The following is a 21,845-nucleotide window of genomic DNA, read 5'->3' on the forward strand; positions in this document are numbered from 1 at the left end:
GTGCTAGCCGGCTTGCTCCCCGATTTGCTCCAATTCCTCGTGCGCTTCGAGCCACTCGGCTTCGAGCGCGGCAAGCCGGGCCTGCACGCTGCCCTGCTCGGCGAGCGTTGCGCTCAGCTTGGCCTTCATCTCGGGCGTGTAGCTGGCTGGGTCTCCAACGAACGCGTCCAGCGTCGACTTCTTCGCGTTCAATGCTTCCATATCTTTTTCGATCTTGGCAATCCGCGTTTGCAGCGGCTTTTTCAACTGCGCCAGTTTCTGTCGCGTCTGCGCTTCCTGGCGGCGCTGATCGCGGCGCGCGCCGGCGCCGTTCGTTGCCGAATCGGTTGTTTCGGCGGCGGCCGCCTTGGCCGCGCTGCGCGCCTGCGCGGCATGCTCGAGGAGCCAATCGCGGTAATCGTCCAGATCGCCGTCGAACGGCTGCACGCGATGATGCGCAACGAGCATGAACTGATCGGTGCTCGCGCGTAGCAAGTGCCGATCGTGCGACACGAGGATCAGCGTACCTTCGAACTGCGCCAGTGCCATCGTCAGCGCGTGACGCGTTTCGAGATCGAGGTGATTCGTCGGCTCGTCGAGCAACAGCAAATTCGGTTTTTGCCAGATGATCAGCGCCAGTGCAAGCCGCGCTTTTTCACCGCCTGAAAACGGTGCGATCGACGCGCTGGCCATATCGCCCGAGAAGTTGAACCCGCCCAGAAAGTCGCGCAGCTCCTGCTCGCGTGCTTGCGGCGCAATGCGCGCCAAGTGAGCGAGCGGCGAATCGTCGGGCCGCAGTGTTTCGAGCTGATGCTGGGCAAAGTAGCCGATCTTGAGCCCACGCCCCTGTCGCATCGATCCCGAAAGCGGGGCGAGCGTGCCGGCGAGCGTCTTCACCAACGTCGATTTGCCCTGACCGTTGGCGCCGAGCAGGCCGATGCGCTGACCATTTTGGATCGACAGCGAGACGGCGTCGAGAATCGGAATCTCGGCGCCGTCGTTGCCTTGATCGCCGTCATTGCCGCTATGACTCCGGTAGCCGCAGCGCACGTCCTCCATCACGAGCATCGGGTTCGGCGCGGCGTCGGGCACGCGAAATTCGAACGTGAAAGGCGAGGCCACGTGCGCCGGGGCGATCAGCTCCATCTTTTCAAGCGCTTTCATCCGGCTTTGGGCTTGGCGGGCTTTTGTCGCCTTCGCCTTGAAGCGGTCGATGAAGCTTTGCAGATGCGCCACCGTTTTTTGCTGCTTCTCGTAAGCGTTTTGCTGCAACGCAAGTTGTTGCGCGCGCAGGATCTCGAACTGCGAATAATTGCCGCCGTAACGTTTGATCTGCCGGTTTTCGAGATGCAGCGTGACGTTGCAGATCGAGTCGAGGAACTCGCGGTCGTGCGAAATGACGACGAGCGTGCCGGGATAACGATGCAGCCAGTCTTCGAGCCAGACGATGGCATCGAGATCGAGGTGGTTCGTCGGCTCGTCGAGCAGCAGCAAATCGGAGCGGCACATCAGCGCCTGCGCCAGGTTCAGCCGCATGCGCCAGCCGCCTGAAAAGCTCGCCACGCTCTCGCGCGTTTGCGCCAGCGTAAAGCCGAGCCCGAGCAGCAGCGCTTCGGCGCGTGCGGGTGCGGTATAGCCGTCGGCGTCGGCAAACGCAGTGTGCGCGTGGGCGAGCGTTTCGCCGTCGTGTGCGGCTTCGGCGGCGGCCATGCACATTTCGATTTCACGCAGTGCGGCGTCGCCATCGAGCGTGTAGTCGAGCGCGGAACGCTCGGCCGCCGGCGTCTCTTGCGCGACGTGCGCGATGCGCCAGGCGGGCGGCAGCGAAAAATCTCCGGCGTCGGCATGAAGCTCGCCGCGCAAAACGGAGAAAAGGGTCGATTTGCCGGCACCATTGGCACCGACGAGGCCGGCTTTTTCGCCCGGGTTCAGCGCGAACGTCGTGGCTTCGAAAAGCGGCTTCACACCGCGGGCGAGACTAAATTGATTGAAACGGATCACGGAAGGGCTTGGCGGCTCGAAAAGCGCTATTTTAGACGGCGCGGGCAAGTTGCGGCTCGGCGAATTCGAAGCGCCGCGCGCACGGGCTTGCTGCGGATGGCATTCACGTTACTCGCTGTTTCACATAGACTGCATCTTTTCGTACAAGGGGAAACGAAATGTCGTTGGATGCGCTTTACGGTTTCTCGGCCCGCACGCTCGACGGACAAACAGTCACACTCGACCGTTATCGCGACAAGGTTTTGTTGATCGTGAACACGGCAAGCGAGTGCGGATTCACGCCGCAATATGCCGGCTTGCAGCAACTCTACGAGCGCTATTCGGCGCGAGGTTTCGAAATCCTCGGTTTTCCGTGCAACCAGTTCGGCGCGCAGGAACCGGGTGACGCCGCGCAGATCGGCAGCTTCTGCCAGACGAACTACGGCGTCAGTTTTCCGATGTTCGACAAGGTCGATGTCAAGGGGCCGAATGCACATCCGCTCTTTCGCTATCTGACCGGTGAAGCGCCCGGCGTGCTGGGCACCGAATGGATCAAGTGGAACTTCACGAAGTTTCTGGTCGATCGTCGTGGCAGCGTGGTCAAGCGGTACGCGCCGGCAACGAAGCCCGAAGCGTTGCAGGACGATATCGAATCGCTGTTGTAGATTGGTCGATCGCTTCGCCGGCGCCGGCGCCGGCGCCGGTGCTTGGGCGTTTAGAGGATCGGCGCGAAAAGCCGTGCAACATGCATCAGCACCCGCCGCAGCGCGGGCGCATCGCGATATTCTTGGCGGTCGACCTCGAGTGCTTCGGCGAAGTCCCGCAGCAGCATCGCTTCGACCTCGGCGGCGAATGCATCGTCGACCGTCAGCACCATGATTTCGAAGTTCAGTCGAAAGGACCGGTTGTCGAGATTCGCGCTACCGACGGCGGCAGCCACCTGATCGATCAGCACCACCTTCTGATGAAGGAACCCGGGCTGGTAACGGAAGATGCGCACACCGGCGCGCACGAGTTCGTAGGCGTATAACTTCGATACCTCGAAGACGACGTAGTGATCGCGGCGACATGGAATCAGAATGCGCACGTCGACGCCGCGCATGACGGCAAGACGCAGCGCCGAAAATACAGCTTCGTCGGGAACGAGGTAAGGCGTGGTGATCCAAATACGCGTTTGAGCGGCGTTGATCGCCGCGACGAAGAAGAGCGAACCCGTCTCTTCCTTGTCGGCCGGCCCCGGTGCGACAACTAAGCAATGCATATCGGCAGCGTCCGCCGCTTTAGGCGTTTCGGCTTGCGACGGCTCCAGATGCGGCAACTGCTGCGTCGCCCAATGCCAGTCTTCGATGAAGACGAATTGCACGCTCGCGACGACCGGCCCACGCAGTTCGATATGCGTATCGCGCCAGGGCGAGAGCCGCGGGTTGCCGCCCAGATATTCGACGCCGACGTTATGGCCGCCGACAAACGCGCGCTCACCGTCGACGACGACGATCTTCCGATGATTGCGGAAATTGAGCTGAAAGCGGTTCACGAAACGCTTGCTCGTGGCGAACGGATGGACTTCGACGCCGCCCGCAAGCAGGGCTGTGACATACCGTTGCGGCAAGTCGAACGAGCCAATGCTGTCGTAAAGGAAGCACACGCGCACGCCCGCGGCCGCTTTCGCGATAAGCAGGTTCTTCAGCATTTCGCCGAGCGAATCGTCGCGCACGATAAAAAATTGCACGAGCACGTAATGGCGTGCCTGTTCGATCGCGTCGAGGATCGCCGAGAAGGTTGCATCCCCGTTGACGAGCGTGCGCACAGCGTTGCCGGGCAGAAACGGCATGCCGCTCAGTCCGGCCAGCGAGCGTACGACATTGTGTCCAAGCGCTTGTGCGGGGCGTCCGGCAGTCGAGCCGTGCGTATCCCAGGCGCTCGGATGCGCACGCGAACGCAACAACTCGTTTTCGAGCCGGCGCGCGTCGACGTAGCCCGAGAACTTGCTGCGGCCAAGAAAGAGATAGGGGACCAACGTGAAGTAGGGCATCGACACGAGCGAGACTGCCCACGCAATAGCGCCTTGCGACGTCCGCGTATTGAGAATCGCGTGGCAAGCCGCAATCGCGCCGAGCGCATGGGCGGCGAAAATCAGGCTGCCGAGAGAAAGCCAGTTGAATTCGAAGTGCATGAGAGTGCGTGAGACAGCCGGTTCCGTCCGTTCATTGCCGCGCGAGCGAGCCGCTTCGAGCCGCTTGCGTGCCTGCATCTTACCTAACGCTGCCGGCTCAGCAGTATCCCCCGAGACAATGCGAGCTGTGCGACCGCATAGCTTGCCCAAATGGCGTAGGCGCTGCCGGCGAATGGGCCGATGAAGCGCTCGATGCCGATCATCGTGTCTGAGGCGACGAAAGCGAGGCCGCCGAATGCCGCAACGGCGCTTGGCAAGCGCGCCGCGACGGCGAGGCTTGCCATCAGGCAAAGCGCTGCCATGTAAGCGGCCACCGGCAGCGCGAGATCGCCCAGATGCGGAAAGAACCAGGCATAGAGTGCGAGCGCGACAAGCCACAGCAACGGCAGCGCGGCTCGCCGCCAGCCCGTCACGGCGCGCCAAGGGCTGGCGAGCGGCCAAAGCAGCGCACTGTAAGCGAGATGGGCGAGCCCGAAGGCGGCGAGACCGCCGATGAACGAAAGCGGCAACTGCGGCAACGCCAGCAGTGCGTCACCTATCGCGCAGGCGGTGAGCGCAGCGCACAACCACCGGCGCTCTCGCATTGGCGTGTGACGGGCTGCCGCGAGCACGAGCAGCGCGCACATCAGCACTTTTGCCGCGGCCTGATCGGGATAGGGCGCATCGCGCAGCGACACGCCATAGGCGAGCGCCGCCGCCCCCGCGATGAACCAAAGGCGTTGCGCCTGATCGCGAGCTTCGGCGTATGGCTGTGGCTTAGGCTCCGGCGTGGGTCGGCGCATGGACGGCACGTCAGTGTGCCGGCAAGTCGCCTGCCTGGATCAGAAATACGCTGTCTTCGCCGGCGCTCGTCGAGAGCCAAACGAGATCGAGACCGCCGATCGCCGCTTCCACGTTGGTGCGCTCGTTGCCGATCTCGACGACGAGCACGCCTTCGTCGGTAAGCCAGCCGCGCGCTTCGTCGATGATACGGCGCACGACATCCATGCCGTCTTCGCCGCCCGCCAGCGCGAGCGCCGGCTCGTGGCGGTATTCGGCTGGCAACGCGTCCATCGAAGTGCTGTTCACGTAAGGCGGATTCACGATGATGACGTCGTAGCGCCGTTGCGCGAGCGGTGCGAAAAGGTCACCCTCGAACAGTGCGATGCGCTCGTCGAGTCCGTACTCGGCGACATTGATGCGGGCAACCTCGAGCGCATCGGCGGAGATATCGACGGCATCGACGTCCGCGTTCGGAAACGCGTGCGCCGCCAAAATAGCGAGGCAGCCGGAGCCCGTGCAAAGCTCGAGTACCGCGCTCACCTCATCCGGGTCCGCGACATACGGCTGCAATCCGTCGTCAAGCAATTCGCCGATGAACGAACGCGGCACGATCACGCGCTCGTCGACGTAAAAGCGGCAGCCATGCATCCATGCCTCGTGCGTGAGGTAGGCGGCGGGTAGCCGCTCGTCGGCGCGACGCGTAATGATGCCGAGCACCTCGTCGATTTCGCTTGGCAGCAAACGTGCATCGAGAAACGGCTCGAGCGTATCGATCGGCAAATGCAGCGTATGCAGGATCAGATAGGCGGCTTCGTCGTAAGCGTTCGCGCTGCCATGGCCGAACGCGAGCCCGGCCGCGTTGAACCGCGAAACCGAATAGCGCAGCAGGTCGCGTACGGTAGTGAACGGCGTGGTCATGATGATGGCTCCCTTGACGCTATACGTTTGACGCGTGATGCATTACGCGACCAGCGCAACGAGCACGCGCCGATAGATATTCTTGAGCGGCTCGACGAAGGCCAACTCGATATGCTCGTCGATTTTGTGAATGCTGCCGTTGGGCGGCCCGAACTCGACGACTTGCTCGCAGATCTGCGCGATGAAGCGGCCGTCCGATGTGCCGCCTGTCGTAGAGAGCGCCGTCGTGAGACCTGTCTCGTCCTTGATGGCCTGCTCGAGCGCGTTCGACAGGTCGCCACGCGGGGTTAGAAACGGCAGCCCGCTCACAGTCCAGTCGAGTTCGTAATCGAGGCCGTGCTTATCGAGCATCGCATGCACACGACGCTGCAGTCCGTCGACGGTGCTCGCCGTCGAAAAACGAAAATTGAATGTCAACTCCGCTCGCCCGGGAATCACATTGCTGGCACCGGTGCCGCTGATCAAATTCGACACTTGCCAGGTGGTCGGCGGGAAGTGTTCGTTGCCGGCGTCCCAATGCTCTGACACCAGTTCGGCAAGGGCGGGCGCGAGCAAATGGATCGGGTTTTTCGCGAGATGCGGATAAGCGATATGGCCTTGCACGCCTTTGACCGTGAGCTTGCCGGACATCGAACCGCGCCGACCATTTTTGACGACGTCGCCAAGCGTGGCGTCCGACGTCGGCTCCCCGACGACGCAATAGTCGAGCCTTTCATTGCGTGCTTTCAGTGCTTCGACGACCTTGACGGTGCCGTAGGCGGCGGGGCCTTCTTCATCGCTTGTAATCAAGAACGCGATCGAGCCACGGTGGTCTGGGTGCGCGGCGACAAACTCTTCCGTGGCGACGACGAAACCGGCGATCGACGTTTTCATGTCCGCGGCGCCGCGGCCATAGAGCTTGCCGTCGCGGTGCGTCGGCACGAACGGCGGCGAACTCCATTGTTCGAGCGGGCCCGTGGGGACGACGTCAGTGTGGCCGGCGAATGCAAGCAGCTTGCCGTTGGTGCCGTCGGTGCCGCGCCTGACGGCCCACAGGTTCGTGACGCCGTGCGATGCAATCGTTTCGCAGTCGAAGCCGATCGCGCTCAGGCGGTCGATCAACAATTGCTGGCAATGCTGATCGTCGGGCGTCACGGACGCGCGCGCAATCAGTTCTTCGGTGAGGGCGAGGGTGCCGGACATGAATGTGACCCGTATCAATAAAAAATGCCGGCTTGCAACGGCCGGCAACTGCATGCCATGCGGCGGTCGCGCAGTTCGGTCAGTCGAACAGCGTTTCGTACTGTTCGGGCGAAAAGCCAAGTGTTTTCACGCTGCCGTCGACGACCACCACGGGCCGCTTCACAACGGACGGCTTCTCGACCATCAGCGCGATTGCACCCGCTTCGCTTTGCGCGGCTGCCTTCGCTGCGTCCGACAGGCCGCGCCACGTCGTGCCGTGACGATTGATGAGCGCATCGAGCGGCACGTCGGCGAGCCACGCCGACACGAGCGAGGCGGTGAGACCGGCCTTCTTGAAATCGTGAAACTCGAACGACACGCCGCGCGCCTCCAGCCATGCGCGCGCTTTTTTCACGGTGTCGCAGTTCGGAATGCCGTAGACGACGGTGCGCGCCGCGCTCATCAATCGCCTCGCAGCAACTCGTTCAGGCCGACTTTTGCACGCGTCTTAGCGTCAACCTTCTTGACGATCACGGCGCAATAGAGACTATGCGTGCCGTCCTTCGATGGCAGGTTGCCGGCGACGACGACGGAGCCGGGCGGCACATAGCCGTAGCTGACTTCGCCCGTCTCTCGATCGAAAATCTTCGTGCTTTGGCCGAGATAGACGCCCATCGAGATGACCGAATTCTCGCCGACGATCACGCCTTCCACCACTTCCGAGCGTGCGCCGATGAAGCAGTTGTCCTCGATGATGACGGGGTTGGCTTGCAGCGGCTCGAGCACGCCACCAATGCCGACGCCGCCCGACAAATGGACGTTCTTGCCGATCTGCGCGCACGAGCCGACGGTGGCCCAGGTATCGACCATCGTCCCTTCGTCCACATAGGCGCCGATGTTCGTGTACGACGGCATCAGCACGACGTTTTTCGCGATGAACGACCCGCGGCGCGCGATGGCCGGCGGGACGACGCGAAAGCCGCCGGCAGCGAAGTCTTCAGCCGTATAGCTGGCGAATTTCGAAGGCACCTTGTCGTAGAATTGCGAGTAGCCGCCTGCGGGCATCGGCACGTTGTCTTCGAGCCGGAACGACAGCAGCACGGCTTTTTTCAGCCATTGATTGACGACCCATTGACCGTCCTTCTTTTCGGCCACGCGCAGCGCGCCTTTATCGAGTTGCTCGATCGCGTGTGCGACGGCTTCGCGAACTTCGGTCGATGCGGCCTTCGGCGAAAGCTCGGCGCGGGTTTCCCAGGCGGTGTCGATGATGTGCTGAAGTTGTTGCGACATGGTCTCTCTTTCTTTCGCTAGATGGACTCGGGAGTCGGGATGGGTTGCTCGACGCAGCGCGCAGGCTCAAGGCGCGAGCGAACGGCAGAAATCGACGATGCGTTGCGCGCCTTCGACGCATTCGTTCACGCCGGCGACGAGCGCAAGGCGGACGAAATCGCGGCCAGGGTTCGTGCCATGCGCAGTGCGCGCGAGATACGAGCCGGGCAAAACCGTCACATTATAGTCGGCGTAAAGGCGCCGAGCGAATTCGGTATCCGAAAGGCCAGTGCGCGCGACATTGGCCCACAAGTAGAACGCCGCATCGGGCAACCGTACGTCGAGCACGTCGGTCAGCATCGGCGTGACCTTCGCGAATTTGCTGACGTATTTCGCGCGATTTTCGCGCACGTGCGTTTCGTCGTTCCACGCGGCGATACTCGCGGCTTGGTAGACCGGCGAGAGCGCGGCCCCATGGTAAGTGCGATAGAGCAAAAAACGTTTGAGCAGTTCGGCGTCGCCCGCCACGAAGCCCGAGCGCATGCCCGGTACGTTCGAGCGCTTCGAGAGGCTCGACAACATGATGAACCGCTCGAAGCCGCGGCCCAGGCGGTGCGCGGCTTCGAGCCCGCCGAGCGGCGGCTTGCCCTCGTCGAAATAGATTTCCGAATAGCACTCGTCGGAGGCGATCACGAAGCCATGCCGGTCGGCTAGCGCAAAAAGCTCGTGCCAGTCTTCGAGCGTGAGGACGGCACCGGTCGGGTTGCCCGGCGAGCAAACGTACAGCAGCTGGGTGCGCGACCAAATATCGTCCGGCACCGCTCGGTAGTCGCAGGCGAAGTTGCGAGCCGGATCGCTGTTCACGAAGTAAGGCTCGGCGCCGGCGAGCAACGCCGCGCCTTCATAGATTTGATAGAACGGGTTCGGGCAGAGCACGATGGCGCCGGGCCGCGAGCCGTCCACCACCGTTTGCGCAAGCGAGAAAAGTGCTTCGCGCGAGCCCGACACGGGCAACACCTGCGCGGCCGGATCGAGCGCCGGCAGGCCATAGCGCTGCGTGGCCCAATGCGCGATGGCTTCCCGCAGCGCGCTAGAGCCAGCCGTGGCCGGGTAGCTCGACAGCGTGCCGAGCGAGGCAACGATGGCCTCGGTGACGAGCGCTGGCGTGGCGTGCCGGGGCTCGCCGATGCCGAAGCTGATGTGAGTCGACGCGGCGGGCGGCGTGGCGTCCTTGAGCAGCGCGCGCAGCTTTTCGAATGGATACGGTTGGAGTCGGTCGAGTCGAGGATTCACGTTGGGCTCGGCGGTGCGGGCGAAATGCGGGAAATGCCGAAGAAGGCTGGCGGCGCGCGAACAAAGCGCGCTTGCGTACGACAAACGCATACAGCGGCATGAAGCGGGCCATTATAGCCGCCTCGAGCCCCGGCGAGGCGTTGCTCGAACACCGATCCTGAGCAGACGCGCGCGTAGGCGATGGTATGATTGCCATTTGCTCGCGAGCCCGGCGCCGATTGCGATCTGCCGTCTGCGTATGGCCCGCAGCCTGATTTCTGAGCATTGCGGCGGGGAGGTTATCCGTGCGCGATCCGTTCGACCGTTACACTCAAACAGCGATATCGCCGTGCGTCTGACCTCGATCAAACTCGCTGGCTTCAAGTCCTTCGTCGATCCCACCCATTTCCAGGTACCCGGCCAGCTCGTCGGTGTCGTCGGCCCCAATGGTTGCGGCAAATCGAACATCATCGATGCCGTGCGTTGGGTGCTGGGCGAGTCGCGCGCGTCCGAGCTGCGTGGCGAGTCCATGCAGGACGTCATTTTCAACGGCTCGACTTCGCGCAAGCCCGGCAGCCGGGCGAGCGTCGAACTCGTGTTCGATAACGCCGACGGCCGTGCAGCCGGCCAGTGGGGGCAGTATGCCGAGATCGCCGTCAAGCGCGTGCTCACGCGCGACGGTACCTCGAGCTACTACATCAACAATCTGCCCGCGCGCCGGCGCGACATCCAGGACATCTTCCTCGGCACGGGCCTTGGCCCGCGTGCTTACGCGATCATCGGGCAAGGCATGATCGCGCGCATCATCGAGGCGAAGCCCGAAGAGCTGCGCGTATTCCTGGAAGAGGCGGCGGGCGTCTCGAAGTACAAAGAGCGCAGGCGCGAGACCGAGAACCGGCTGCACGACACGCGCGAGAATCTGATCCGCGTCGAAGATATCGTGCGCGAGCTGAGCGCCAATCTGGAAAAGCTCGAAGCGCAGGCCGTGGTCGCAACCAAATTCAAGACGTTGCAGGCCGAAGGCGAGGAAAAGCAGCGGCTTTTGTGGCTGTTGCGCAAGAACGAGGCGGCCGGCGAACAGGCGCGCCAGCAGCGGGCGATCGCCGAGGCGCAGATCGACCTCGAAGCACAGACGGCGCGTCTGCGCGAGGTCGAGGCGGAGCTCGAGACGCTGCGCGTGGCGCACTACGCCGCGAGCGACGCGATGCAAGGTGCGCAAGGCTCGCTGTATGAAGCCAATGCGGAAGTGAGCCGGCTCGAGGCCGAGATCAAGTTCATCATCGAATCGCGCAATCGCGTGCAGGCGCAGATTGCTGCGCTGACGGCGCAGCGCGAACAGTGGCTGATGCAGGCCGAAAAGGCGCGCGGCGATCTCGAAGACGCGCAGACGCAGCTTGCCATCGCCGAAGAAAAGGCCTCGCTTGCCGAAGACCAGGCGGCCGCCAAGCACGACGCGTTGCCTGCGCTCGAAGCGAGCTGGCGCGATGCCCAGGCGCGGCTCAACGACGAACGTGGCGCCATCGCGCAGACCGAGCAGGCGCTGAAGCTCGAAGCGGCGCATCAGCGCAACGCCGATCAGCAGTTGCAGCAGTTGCAGCAGCGCCATGAGCGGCTGAAGGCGGAGGCGGGCGGGCTCGACGCACCCGACGAAGCGCTGCTCGAAGAGCAGCGCATGCAGCTTGCCGAGCATGAGGAAGTGCTGCGCGAGGCGCAAGCGCGGCTTGCCGACGCGCAGGACGCGCTGCCGGGCTTCGATGCGTCGCGCCGCGAGGCGCACGAGCGCGTGCAGGCCGAAACGGCGCAGATTCATCAGTTGGAAGCGAGGCTTGTCGCACTCAAGCAATTGCAGGAAAACGTCCAGACCGAGGGCAAGATCCAGCCTTGGCTCGACAAGCATGAACTGGCCGGTCTGCCTCGCCTATGGAAAAAGCTGCACGTCGAAGCGGGCTGGGAAACGGCGCTCGAATCGATACTGCGCGAGCGCCTGGCTGCGCTGGAAATTTCGAATCTCGATTGGGTGAAGGCGTTTGCGACCGATGCGCCGCCCGCCAAGCTCGCCTTTTATGCTCCGCCAACGGCTGCGGCACCGCGCGAGGTGCCGGCCGGGCTGCAGCCGCTGCTTTCGTTCGTGCGCATCGACGATGCGGGCTTGCGTGCCGTGCTTGCCGACTGGCTCGAGAGCGTCTATGTCGCCGACGATCTGCCGCAGGCGCTTGCGATGCGGGCGCAACTGCCGGAAGGTGGTGCGCTTGTCGTCAAGGCGGGGCATGTGGTCACGCGGGTGGGTGTGCAGCTTTATGCTGCCGATTCCGAGCAGGCAGGCATGCTGGCACGCCAGCAGGAGATCGAAAACCTTGCGCGCCAATTGCGTGCGCAAGCACTGCTGGCGGATGAAGCCAAGACAGCCGCCATTCGCGCGGAGTCAGCTCACACCCAAGCCGCGCAGACGTTGACCGATGCGCGAGCACAGGCCGAGCGCGCGACGCAACGCGTGCACGCGCTGCAATTAGACGTTCTCAAGCTTGCACAAGCCCACGAGCGCTACACGCAACGCAGCTCGCAAATTCGCGAGGAACTCGACGAAATCACGGCGCAAATCGAGGAGCAGCGTGCGCAGCGGGCGGAATCCGAGGCCAACTTCGAGCGCCACGATGGTGAGCTCGCCGGCTTGCAAGCGCGCTTTGAAGACAATCAGCTTGCATTCGAAGCGCTCGACGAATCGTTGAGCGCGGCGCGCACCGAGGCGCGCGATCTCGAGCGGGCGGCCACCGATGCGCGCTTCGCGGCGCGCAACATGGCGAATCGCATCGACGAACTGACGCGCAGCATCCAGGTGGCGCACGAGCAAAGCGAGCGTGTGGCGGCGTCACTCGAGGATGCGCGTGCGGAATTGGAAACCATCAACGAGCAGACGGCGCACACGGGTCTGCAAGACGCGCTCGAGATTCGCGCCGCGAAAGAGGCGGCACTCGGCGCGGCGCGCAGAGAGCTCGACGATCTAACCGCTAAGCTGCGCCATGCCGACGAGATGCGCCTGACGGCCGAACGATCGTTACAGCCGCTGCGCGATCGGATCACCGAGCTTCAGCTCAAGGAACAGGCCGCGCGCATCGCGGGCGAACAGTTTGTCGAGCAACTGAACGAAGCGGGCGTCGACGAGGCACAGTTGCAAGCGAAGCTGACGCCGGATATGAAGCCGTCTTACTTGCAGGGCGAGGTGACGCGCATCAACAATGCGATCACCGCGCTCGGCGCGGTCAACATGGCGGCGCTCGACGAACTGGCGGCCGCCGGCGAGCGCAAGACGTTCCTCGATGCCCAATCGGCGGATTTGACCGCTGCCATCGATACCCTCGAAGACGCTATTCGCAAGATCGACCAGGAGACGCGCACGTTGCTGCAAGGCACGTTCGACGAGGTCAACCGGCATTTCGGCGAGCTGTTCCCGCGGTTGTTCGGTGGTGGGCAGGCAAAGCTGATCATGACGGGCGACGAGATTCTCGATGCTGGCGTGCAGGTGATGGCGCAACCGCCGGGCAAGAAGAATTCGACGATCCACCTGCTTTCGGGCGGCGAGAAAGCGCTAACGGCGACGGCGCTCGTGTTCGCGATGTTCCAGCTCAATCCGGCGCCTTTCTGTCTACTCGACGAGGTGGACGCGCCGCTCGACGACGCGAACACCGAGCGTTTTGCCAATCTCGTACGTGCGATGTCGGAAAAGACGCAGTTTCTCTTCATCTCGCACAACAAGATCGCGATGGAGATGGCTCAGCAACTGATTGGCGTGACGATGCAGGAGCAAGGGGTCTCGCGCATCGTGGCCGTGGACATGGAAACCGCTGCGGGTTTCGCCCAGAATACGGCTTGAACGAGCGGGCGCGGCGCAACGAAGCGGCACCGGTTGCGCCGCCGGTGCGCGGACCGAGGCGGACCCAAGCGGACTCGAACGAATTCGAGCGAACCCAAGCGAACTCGAGCGGAATGTGATTCATGGAGCGTGCATGGACGAGTTGACACTCGGATTGATCGGCGCAGGCGCCGTGGTGGTGGTGGGAGTGGTCGGATACAACGCGTGGCAGGGGGCGAAGGTGCGCCGCAGGATGCCAAGAGCGATGCCGACCGATGCGGCCGAGGCGCTTGCGCGCCACGACCACGAGGAGGAGCGGCCGTTTATCGAACCGGCGCGCGCAAGCGTGCGCCGCGAACCAGCGCTGTCGGACACGTCTGCAGCGGACGGCGGGGCGCGCGTCGAGCCTAGCTTCGGTATCGCCCCGCCGGACACCGCGGCGGATTTGCAGGCCGAAGCCACAGCGCCCGACGCGGCGACGGCCCCGCCGGGCGCGGATGCCGGGCAAGCGGGGCATGCCGAAGAGCCGATCGCGCCTGCCGCCACGACGATTTCGTCGGCGCCGCCGCACGTGGTGGACCGCCGTATCGATTCCGTTGTACAGATCAGGCTCGGTGCGCCGATTGCCGGCGACAAGGCAATGCCGCTGGCGCAGCGGCTGCGTCGCGCGGGTAGCAAGCCCGTGTACGTCGAAGGCAGGCCCGACGGGGAAAGCGGGTGGGAGTTGCTGCAAAGCGGCCAGCGCTACGACGAATTGCGCGCGGCGGTGCAACTGGCCAACCGCAGTGGTGCGCTGAACGAGCTGGAGTTTTCGGAATTCGTCTCGGGGGTGCAGCAATTCGCCGATGCGATCGATGGTGCGCCGGAGTTTCCCGACATGCTCGAGACGGTGTCGATGGCGCGCGAACTCGATGGCTTCGCCGCGCAATGCGACGCGCAACTCTCGGTCAACGTCCTCTCGGACGGTGCGCCGTGGTCAGCGAATTACGTGCAGGCGGTCGCCTCACAAGACGGTCTGCTGCTTTCGCGCGACGGCACGCGCTTTGTCAAGCTCGATGCGAAGCAAAGCCCCGTTTTCATGCTGCAATTCGGCGACACCAACTTTCTGCGCGACGATCTCACCTACAAGGGTGGGCAGATGATCACCCTGATCCTGGATGTGCCGGTTGCCGACGAAGACATCCTGCCATTCAGGCTCATGTGCGATTACGCGAAGTCGCTGGCCGAACGCATCGGGGGGCGCGTTGTCGACGATCAGTGCCGGCCGTTGCCCGAAACGGCACTGCTTGCGATCGAAAAACAGTTGATGACGCTTTACGCGAAACTCGAGGAGGCGGGCATTCCTGCGGGCTCGCCTGCGACGCGTAGGCTGTTTAGCCAATGAGTTGACGGGCCGTGCGCGCATCGCGCGCCTTGCTGCGATAATGCCCTGGTTATCCGCAATGCGAACAAACGCGCTCCCAGCATGGCCCGAACGATCGTCGAACCGCCCACAGACAAACCCGCCGAACGCGCAGCTTGGTTGCGCACGGAACTTGATCGCGCGAATCATCAGTACTACGTGCTCGACCAGCCTGAGTTGCCCGATGCGGAGTACGACCGGATGTTTCTCGAACTCCAGCGCATCGAGAACGAGCATCCAGACCTGATCACCCCTGATTCTCCGACCCAACGCGTCGGTGGCCAGGCCGCTAGCGGTTTCGCACCAGTGATTCATGCAGTGCCGATGCTGTCGCTCAACAACGGTTTCGCCGACGATGACGTGAGGGCGTTCGACCGACGTAACGCAGAGACACTCGGCCGCTCCGATGTCGAATACGCGTGCGAGCTGAAGTTCGATGGGCTCGCCATTGCGCTGCGCTACGAGGATGGGCGGCTGGTGCGCGCCGCGACGCGCGGCGATGGCGCCACGGGCGAGGACGTGACGCAAAACGTGCGGACGATCCGCTCTATCCCGCTCAAGCTAAAGGGCGCACACCTGCCGCGGGTGGTTGAAGTGCGCGGCGAAGTGTTGATGTTCAAGCGCGATTTCGAGAAGCTCAACGCGCGTCAGCGCGAAGCGGGCCAGCGCGAGTTCGCCAATCCGCGCAATGCTGCGGCGGGTAGTCTTCGGCAGCTCGACCCGAGAATCACCGCGCAGCGGCCTTTGTCGTTTTTTTCATATGGCATCGGCGAACTCGACGGAATCGAGATGCCCAAGACACATAGCGCGGTGCTCGAGTGGTATGTCGAACTGGGGCTGCCGGTGTGCGCCGAGCGCGCCGTCGTCGCAGGTGCCCAGGGGCTGCTCGAATTTTTTGGCCGTATTGGCGAAAAGCGCCGGTCGCTGCCGTACGAAATCGATGGTGTCGTATACAAGGTCAATCGGCGCGACGATCAAGACCGGCTCGGCTTCGTCTCGCGCGCGCCGCGTTTCGCGCTGGCACACAAATTTGCTGCCGAAGAGGCCATGACGGAGTTGCTCGACATCTATGTCAACGTCGGACGCACTGGCGCCATTACGCCGGTGGCGCGCCTCAAGCCGGTGTTCGTTGGCGGCGTTACCGTGACCAACGCAACGTTGCATAACGAGGACGAAGTGCGCCGCAAAGACGTGCGCATTGGTGACACCGTCGTCGTGCGGCGCGCGGGCGATGTCATTCCTGAGTTGGTCTCGGTTATGCTCGACAAGCGTCCCGAGAACGCGCGGGAATTCGTGATGCCGGACACCTGCCCCGTGTGCGGCTCGCGGGTGGAGCGGCTTCCGGATGAAGCTGTCGCCCGCTGCACCGGCGGGCTCGTCTGCCCGGCCCAGCGCAAGCAGGCCATCTGGCATTTTGCACAGCGGCGCGCACTCGATATCGACGGGCTTGGCGAGAAAATCATCGATCAGCTCGTCGAACAGAGCCTTGTACGCACCCCAGCTGATCTCTTCAACCTGGGTTTTGCCACGCTGTCGCAGCTCGAGCGGTTCGCGGAAAAATCCGCACAGAATCTGCTCGATTCGCTCGAGAAAGCGAAGCATACGACGCTGGCCCGCTTTATCTACGCGCTCGGGATTCGCCACGTGGGGGAATCGACGGCAAAAGATCTGGCCCACCATTTTGGTGCGCTCGATCCGCTGATGAACGCGTCGACGGAAGAACTGCTCGAAGTGAACGATGTGGGGCCTGTCGTCGCCGAGTCGGTTCATCAGTTCTTTGCCGAAGAACACAATCGAACGGTCATCGAGCAGTTGCGCGCGCCTGACAAGGTGACGTGGCCCGAAGGTCCGCCCGCCCCGCGCGCACCGCCGGGCGTGCTGGCCGGCAAAACAGTCGTGCTGACGGGTACATTGCCTAGCCTGTCACGCGAGCAAGCGAAGGAAATGCTCGAGGCGGCCGGTGCGAAAGTGTCCGGCTCCGTGTCGAAAAAGACGGATTACGTGGTGGCGGGGGCGGAGGCGGGCAGCAAGCTCGCAAAAGCCGAGGAACTCGGCGTCCCTGTAGTCGACGAAGACGGTATGCGCAAGCTCCTGGAGGGCCATAACCCATGATTCGCGAAATTCTCAAGATGGGCGATCCGCGCTTGCTGCGCATCGCCCAGCCCATCGACCATTTCGACAACCCCGAACTGCACGCGTTGATTGCGGATATGTTCGAAACGATGCATGCGGCGAACGGCGCAGGGCTTGCCGCACCGCAGATCGGCGTCGATCTTCAGGTGGTCATTTTTGGTTTTGGGTACAACGAACGTTACCCGGAGGCGCCGCCCGTACCGGAGACGGTGCTCATCAATCCGACGATTACGCCGGTGTCGCAAGATACCGAGGAGGGCTGGGAAGGGTGTCTTTCCGTGCCGGGCATGCGTGGCGTGGTAGGCCGGTTTTCGATGATTCGCTATCACGGGTTCGATCAATACGGGCAGGCGATCGATCGGGTGGCCGAAGGGTTCCATGCGCGCGTGGTCCAGCACGAATGCGATCATTTGATCGGCAAGCTGTATCCAATGCGGATCACCGATTTCTCTAAATTCGGCTTCACCGACGTGTTGTTCCCCGACCTGGAGCCCAACAGCGACGATTGAATCAGTCGCCGGCGCGCCGTTCCTGGAGGAATTGGCGCGCCATCGCCGTCAAAACGCCTCGTCCGCCGCAAGGTACCGCCACTTGCCTTGCGGCAATGGCCCGAGCGCTACGCGTCCGATGCGCACACGCTTTAGCCCCACCACTTGCAGCCCGACCAACTCGCACATGCGCCGTATCTGCCGCTTCTTGCCTTCGCGCAGTACGAAACGCAATTGCTCGCCGTTTTGCCAGCTCACTTTGGCCGGTTTGAGTGCGACCTCGTCGAGCGAGAGGCCGTGCCTCAATAGGGCGAGCTTGTCGGCGGGAAAGTGACGGGAGACATCGGTCGTATGCTCGCCGTAGCTGACACGCACGAGGTACTCCTTTTCCACGCCTGACTGCTCGCCGATCAATTGCTTCGCGATACGGCCGTCTTGTGTCAGCACAAGCAGACCAGTCGAGTCGATATCGAGACGGCCCGCGGGCGCGAGCGCGCGCAAATGGCTCGGCGAAAAGCGCTGGGTGGAGCCGTCGCCATCCCAGTGGCTGTCGGCTGTGACGAGCGTGACGGCGGGATCATAGCCGGCTTCCGGCTGGCCCGAAACGTAGCCGACCGGCTTATGCAGCAAAATCGTGACTTGCCGGGCCTGGGCCACCTGCGCATCACGGGTGACCTCGATGTGCTGATCGGGCCGCACGCGTGCGCCCAGTGTATCGACGCGCACGCCGTCCACGCGCACCCAACCGTTCTCAATCCATTCATCGGCCTCGCGACGCGAGCAAAGACCGAGTTCCGACATGCGTTTGGATAGACGCAACGTGTCGTCGGTGTCTGGCCTTGGGGCGGATGTGGCTGGCGCTGCCACTGCGACGCGCGTCTTGCTCGGTTGCTCGCGGTTTGTCGCGGGCCGGCGGGGCGCGGCCGGCTTGCCTCGTGCGGTTGACGCTACGGCTACGGGTGCCGCGGATGCGGGCCCACCGCGCGGTGGACGTCTTTGAGCGGTGGCGGGTTCGTCCCGCGTTCGGCGCGCGGCATGGCCCGAGGGTGAGGTCCGCGGCGCGCGCTCTGTGGTTTCGCGCTTTACGGGCCCGCTTGACTTGCTGCCGGCACGCGGACCATATGCGTCGCCGCTCGCGCTCGCACCAGCCTGCGGCGCGGCCCGCCGGGCGGGTCGCTCGCCCGTTGCGCTCGATGTGGCGCGGTCGTTGTATGACCGCCCAGCGGGTCGGTCGGCGCCGGGCGTTCGGGGGCTGCTGCTGCGCTTGCCAGTTGCGGGCGCAGCGGCATTGCGCGTGCCGCCTTCGCTGCGCACGCGTGGGCCACGTTCGCCGTATTCGCGGCGCTCGGCGTTTTTTCCCGCCGATGCCTGATCGGCTCGGTTAGTCCTTGGTGCCTTGGCTGGCCAGTCTTCGCGTTCGGTGCGCTTGTTACGATCGACTTGCTCGCTACGTTCCGCCCGCGTGTCCGTTCCTCGCGCCGCATTCCCCGTTTTCCCTGCGGGGCTTTTCGGAGACGAGCGACGCTCGGCGTCTTTTCCGGCGGGCCGTGGCACTTTCGCTGTCGAAGGCGCACTCGTAGCGGCTGGCCGTACGCTCGCGGCTGGCCGCGCTGGTGCTGACCGCGCCGGCTTGCGCGCGGGCGCGTTGCCTGGGCGAACGGGGGCGCGATCCGGGGTGGCCGGTCGCGGATGCTTGGCTGTCAGTTTGACGCGCATAGAGTCTCGAGAAAAAGCGTTTGGCCGCCTGGCTGCTTGGCGGCCTGAAAAACGGATTAGAGCGCGATCGCGCGCAGCAACTCGGTTTCGACCTGGATCTGGAGTCGGTTATCCGACAGCTCGCGCCCGTCCAGTAGAAAAACGTCTTCGACGCGCTCGCCGAGCGTGTCGATCCGCGCAGCGTGCACGCCAACCCGATGATCGGCCAGAACGCGTGCGATCGAATAGAGCAGGCCCAGGCGATCGTTCGCCGACACCGACAGGATGTAATATTGGCCGCGCTCGTCGGCACGCAAATCGACGCGCGGCGTAATCGGAAAAGTCCGCGACAGCCGCGACAGCCGGCCTTTGCACGGCTCCGGCAACGGCGTGCCCGAGGACAGCCAACCGGACAGCTGTTGCTCGACGAGGTTGGCGATGTCGCGATACTGTACGTCGCCTTCGGGTTGGGCGACGATAAAGTTATCGAGTGCGTAGCCGTGACGCGTGGTGTTGATACGCGCGTCGAGTACCGACAGGCCGTTTCGCTCGAAGTAGGAACAGATACCAGCGAAGAGGTCCGGCCGGTCGCGCACATAGACGAGCACCTGCAGCGCTTCACCAATGGGCGACGGCCGTGCCCGCACGATCGGCGCGTCGGCTGCGACGTGGCGATAGAGCACGCGCGTTTGCCAGGCGATATCGGCCGCATCGTGGCGCAGGAAGTAGCCCACATCGAGCTGCTCCCATAGCGGGTCGTGCGCATGTTCGGGCACGGTCTCGAGCCGCAACAGCGCAAGCGCTTCTTCCTGGCGCGTTTTGAGTTCGGAGTGCTGATCGGGCCGTGCCCCACCGAGCACGGCAAGCGTCATTCGATAAAGGTCCTCGAGCAGCTTGCCCTTCCAGGCGTTCCATACTTTTGGGCTGGTCCCGCGGATGTCGGCAACCGTGAGCAGGTAAAGCGCGGTCAAACGGCGCTCCGTGCCCACGAGCGCCGCAAATTGCGCGATAACGGCGGGGTCGCTCGTGTCTTGCTTCTGCGCGACCTGGCTCATGGTCAGATGCTGCTGCACGAGCCAGACAACAAGCGCGGCGTCATCGCCCACGATGTCGTGCTCGCGGCAAAAACGCCGTGCATCGGCCATGCCGAGCGTCGAGTGGTCGCCGCCTCGTCCTTTCGCGATGTCGTGAAAGAGCGCGGCGACGTACAGCACCCACTGCCGCTCGAAGTTCGCCATCAACTGGCTGCAAAACGGATACTCGTGCGCGTGCTCGGCGATGGCAAAGCGGCGCAGATTGCGCAGCACCATCAAAATGTGTTGATCGACCGTGTAGACGTGATAAAGATCGTGCTGCATCTGCCCGACGATGCGGCGAAAGTTGAGCAGATAACGTCCGAGCACGCTGGTCTGGTTCATCAACCGCAATGCGTGCGTGATGCCTTGCGGCTCCTTCAGAATCGCCATGAAAAGGCGCCGGTTTTCCGGGTGCTTGCGCCAATGGGAATCCATGATTTCGCGCGCGTTGTAAAGTGCCCGCAGCGTACGTGCGGAGAGCCCCTTGGTGCCAGGCGTCGCTTCATACAGCAAAAACGCTTCAAGAATGGCCGTGGGGGTGCGCTCGAATACGTCGTCGCTGACGATTTCGATCATCCCTTGCTTTTCGACGAAGCGCTCCGACAGCACGCGCGTGATTCCGCTTGTGCGTGGAAAAAGCTGCGCTTCGATGTTTTGGATCAAAATCGTTGCGAGCTGAGTGACGGCCTTGGCCGCCCAGTAATAACGGCGCATCAGCTGTTCGCTTGCGCGACGGGCATGCGTCGAGCCGTACCCGAAGCTCTCTGCAGCGGCGGTTTGCAAATCGAAGACGAGCACGTCCTGGCGCCGCCCCGCGATGATGTGCAGCCGGGCGCGCAGCGTTTTGAGAAAACCCTCGTTGCGGCGCAGTTCCCGCGCTTCGCGCGCCGTGATCAGACCGCGTTCGTCGAGTTCTCGCCAACTGCTGCCGAACCCGGCTGCGCGGGCGATCCAAAGAATCAATTGCAGATCGCGCAAGCCGCCCGGGCTTTCCTTGACGTTCGGCTCCAGGCTGTACGGCGAATCCTGAAATTTCGCGTGACGCTGACGCATTTCGAGCACTTTCGCTTGAAAGAATGCGCGAGCGTCGAGCGTTTCGTTGAACCGCAGTGCAAAGCGCTGAAAGACGGTCGTGCTGCCGACAATGCGGCGCGCCTCCAGCAGCGAAGTGCGGACGGTGATATCGCGCTCGGCCTCGTCGATGCATTCGCCGACCGTGCGTACACTGCTGCCCAATTCGAGCCCGAGGTCCCATGCCATGCCGATAAAGCGCTCGATGCGCGCTTCCAGTTCCGGCGCCGGCGGCTCGGGCATCAGCACGAGAATGTCGATGTCGGAGTACGGCGAAAGCTCGCCGCGTCCGTAGCCGCCGACAGCAACGAGCGCGAGCGAGGCGGGCAGATCGCAGGTGCGCCAGGCGCGGCGCAGTGCATCGTCGGTGGCGCGTGACAGTGCGCGCATCGCGCTGTCGACGTTGCTGGCTGCCTCGAAGCGTTCGAGCAACGCGGTTTTGGCGACGCGGTAATCCGCTTTGAGCGACATGGGATCGGGCCGGGCAGCGGGGACGCTCATAAGCGTGGTGATTCGGATGCGTCTAACGAAAGGCCCGACGACAAATCAGGCGAAAGCGCGAACCGGCCTGCCGCGCGCGGTACATCCGGCAGGCCGGTTCGCCATGCGTGGCGCCGAT

At 63.5% G+C, this 21,845-nt stretch carries 15 protein-coding genes; 5 read left to right on the forward strand and 10 right to left on the reverse strand.

From position 1 onward, the window contains the following. Positions 1-3 precede the first annotated feature (3 nt). Positions 4-1,980, reverse strand: a complete 1,977-nt coding sequence (locus ACSQ20_RS08165) for an ATP-binding cassette domain-containing protein (protein WP_436018782.1) — start codon at positions 1,978-1,980, stop codon at positions 4-6. 158 nt (positions 1,981-2,138) lie between these two features. Between ACSQ20_RS08165 and ACSQ20_RS08170 the strand changes: the two genes are divergently transcribed. Beyond that, entirely contained in the window at positions 2,139-2,624 is a 486-nt protein-coding gene (locus tag ACSQ20_RS08170; protein WP_436018784.1) for a glutathione peroxidase, read from the forward strand. A gap of 50 nt (positions 2,625-2,674) precedes the next feature. On the opposite strand, the gene cls is transcribed toward ACSQ20_RS08170, so the two are convergent. From cls to dapC, 7 genes are all read right to left on the reverse strand, one after another. Next, positions 2,675-4,132, reverse strand: a complete 1,458-nt coding sequence (cls, locus tag ACSQ20_RS08175) for a cardiolipin synthase (RefSeq protein WP_436018786.1) — start codon at positions 4,130-4,132, stop codon at positions 2,675-2,677. A gap of 83 nt (positions 4,133-4,215) precedes the next feature. Next, complete coding sequence (locus ACSQ20_RS08180) at positions 4,216-4,914, reverse strand: lysoplasmalogenase (protein WP_436018788.1); 699 nt, start codon at positions 4,912-4,914, stop codon at positions 4,216-4,218. A gap of 10 nt (positions 4,915-4,924) precedes the next feature. Continuing rightward, positions 4,925-5,812 carry a 50S ribosomal protein L3 N(5)-glutamine methyltransferase gene (prmB, locus tag ACSQ20_RS08185; protein ID WP_436018790.1) on the reverse strand — a complete coding sequence of 296 codons (888 nt, stop codon included), beginning with the start codon at positions 5,810-5,812 and terminating at the stop codon, positions 4,925-4,927. Between the two features lie 42 nt (positions 5,813-5,854). Then, positions 5,855-6,994 carry a succinyl-diaminopimelate desuccinylase gene (gene dapE, locus ACSQ20_RS08190; protein ID WP_436018792.1) on the reverse strand — a complete coding sequence of 380 codons (1,140 nt, stop codon included), beginning with the start codon at positions 6,992-6,994 and terminating at the stop codon, positions 5,855-5,857. 79 nt (positions 6,995-7,073) lie between these two features. After that, positions 7,074-7,436, reverse strand: a complete 363-nt coding sequence (locus tag ACSQ20_RS08195; protein WP_436018794.1) for a Spx/MgsR family RNA polymerase-binding regulatory protein — start codon at positions 7,434-7,436, stop codon at positions 7,074-7,076. Then, positions 7,436-8,263, reverse strand: coding sequence for a 2,3,4,5-tetrahydropyridine-2,6-dicarboxylate N-succinyltransferase (gene dapD, locus ACSQ20_RS08200; RefSeq protein ID WP_436018796.1), 828 nt, complete (start codon positions 8,261-8,263; stop codon positions 7,436-7,438). Before dapD ends, ACSQ20_RS08195 begins: the two co-directional genes overlap by 1 nt. 66 nt (positions 8,264-8,329) lie before the next feature. Then, positions 8,330-9,535, reverse strand: a complete 1,206-nt coding sequence (gene dapC, locus ACSQ20_RS08205) for a succinyldiaminopimelate transaminase (protein ID WP_436018798.1) — start codon at positions 9,533-9,535, stop codon at positions 8,330-8,332. A gap of 328 nt (positions 9,536-9,863) precedes the next feature. On the opposite strand from dapC, the gene smc reads away from it, so the two are divergent. The 4 genes from smc to def all read left to right on the forward strand — a co-directional run bounded on the left by smc (position 9,864) and on the right by def (position 17,405). Continuing rightward, positions 9,864-13,382, forward strand: coding sequence for a chromosome segregation protein SMC (smc, locus tag ACSQ20_RS08210; protein WP_436018800.1), 3,519 nt, complete (start codon positions 9,864-9,866; stop codon positions 13,380-13,382). 133 nt (positions 13,383-13,515) lie between these two features. Continuing rightward, positions 13,516-14,745: a cell division protein ZipA C-terminal FtsZ-binding domain-containing protein gene (locus tag ACSQ20_RS08215; protein ID WP_436018802.1), complete on the forward strand. Its 1,230-nt coding sequence runs from the start codon at positions 13,516-13,518 to the stop codon at positions 14,743-14,745. Positions 14,746-14,826: 81 nt separating this feature from the next. Beyond that, a complete protein-coding gene (ligA, locus tag ACSQ20_RS08220; protein ID WP_436018804.1) occupies positions 14,827-16,875 on the forward strand; it encodes an NAD-dependent DNA ligase LigA in 2,049 nt (682 codons plus the stop codon). After that, a complete protein-coding gene (def, locus tag ACSQ20_RS08225) occupies positions 16,872-17,405 on the forward strand; it encodes a peptide deformylase (protein ID WP_436018806.1) in 534 nt (177 codons plus the stop codon). The genes ligA and def overlap by 4 nt, the downstream gene beginning before the upstream one ends. A 48-nt stretch (positions 17,406-17,453) precedes the next feature. On the opposite strand, the gene ACSQ20_RS08230 is transcribed toward def, so the two are convergent. Beyond that, positions 17,454-19,100: a pseudouridine synthase gene (locus tag ACSQ20_RS08230; RefSeq protein WP_436018808.1), complete on the reverse strand. Its 1,647-nt coding sequence runs from the start codon at positions 19,098-19,100 to the stop codon at positions 17,454-17,456. Between the two features lie 56 nt (positions 19,101-19,156). After that, complete coding sequence (locus ACSQ20_RS08235) at positions 19,157-21,727, reverse strand: [protein-PII] uridylyltransferase (protein ID WP_436018810.1); 2,571 nt, start codon at positions 21,725-21,727, stop codon at positions 19,157-19,159. Positions 21,728-21,845 lie beyond the last annotated feature (118 nt).

This window comes from Trinickia sp. LjRoot230, assembly GCF_964253315.1.
Lineage (GTDB): Bacteria > Pseudomonadota > Gammaproteobacteria > Burkholderiales > Burkholderiaceae > Trinickia.

Bases quoted from the DNA above. Each gene is read 5' to 3' on its own strand.
- ACSQ20_RS08170 (WP_436018784.1), top strand. From the start codon at position 2,139: ATGTCGTTGGATGCGCTTTACGGTTTCTCGGCCCGCACGCTCGACGGA.
- cls (WP_436018786.1), bottom strand. From the start codon at position 4,132: ATGCACTTCGAATTCAACTGGCTTTCTCTCGGCAGCCTGATTTTCGCC.
- ACSQ20_RS08180 (WP_436018788.1), bottom strand. From the start codon at position 4,914: ATGCGCCGACCCACGCCGGAGCCTAAGCCACAGCCATACGCCGAAGCT.
- prmB (WP_436018790.1), bottom strand. From the start codon at position 5,812: ATGACCACGCCGTTCACTACCGTACGCGACCTGCTGCGCTATTCGGTT.
- dapE (WP_436018792.1), bottom strand. From the start codon at position 6,994: ATGTCCGGCACCCTCGCCCTCACCGAAGAACTGATTGCGCGCGCGTCC.
- ACSQ20_RS08195 (WP_436018794.1), bottom strand. From the start codon at position 7,436: ATGAGCGCGGCGCGCACCGTCGTCTACGGCATTCCGAACTGCGACACC.
- dapD (WP_436018796.1), bottom strand. From the start codon at position 8,263: ATGTCGCAACAACTTCAGCACATCATCGACACCGCCTGGGAAACCCGC.
- ACSQ20_RS08215 (WP_436018802.1), top strand. From the start codon at position 13,516: ATGGACGAGTTGACACTCGGATTGATCGGCGCAGGCGCCGTGGTGGTG.
- ligA (WP_436018804.1), top strand. From the start codon at position 14,827: ATGGCCCGAACGATCGTCGAACCGCCCACAGACAAACCCGCCGAACGC.
- def (WP_436018806.1), top strand. From the start codon at position 16,872: ATGATTCGCGAAATTCTCAAGATGGGCGATCCGCGCTTGCTGCGCATC.
- ACSQ20_RS08230 (WP_436018808.1), bottom strand. From the start codon at position 19,100: ATGCGCGTCAAACTGACAGCCAAGCATCCGCGACCGGCCACCCCGGAT.
- ACSQ20_RS08235 (WP_436018810.1), bottom strand. From the start codon at position 21,727: ATGAGCGTCCCCGCTGCCCGGCCCGATCCCATGTCGCTCAAAGCGGAT.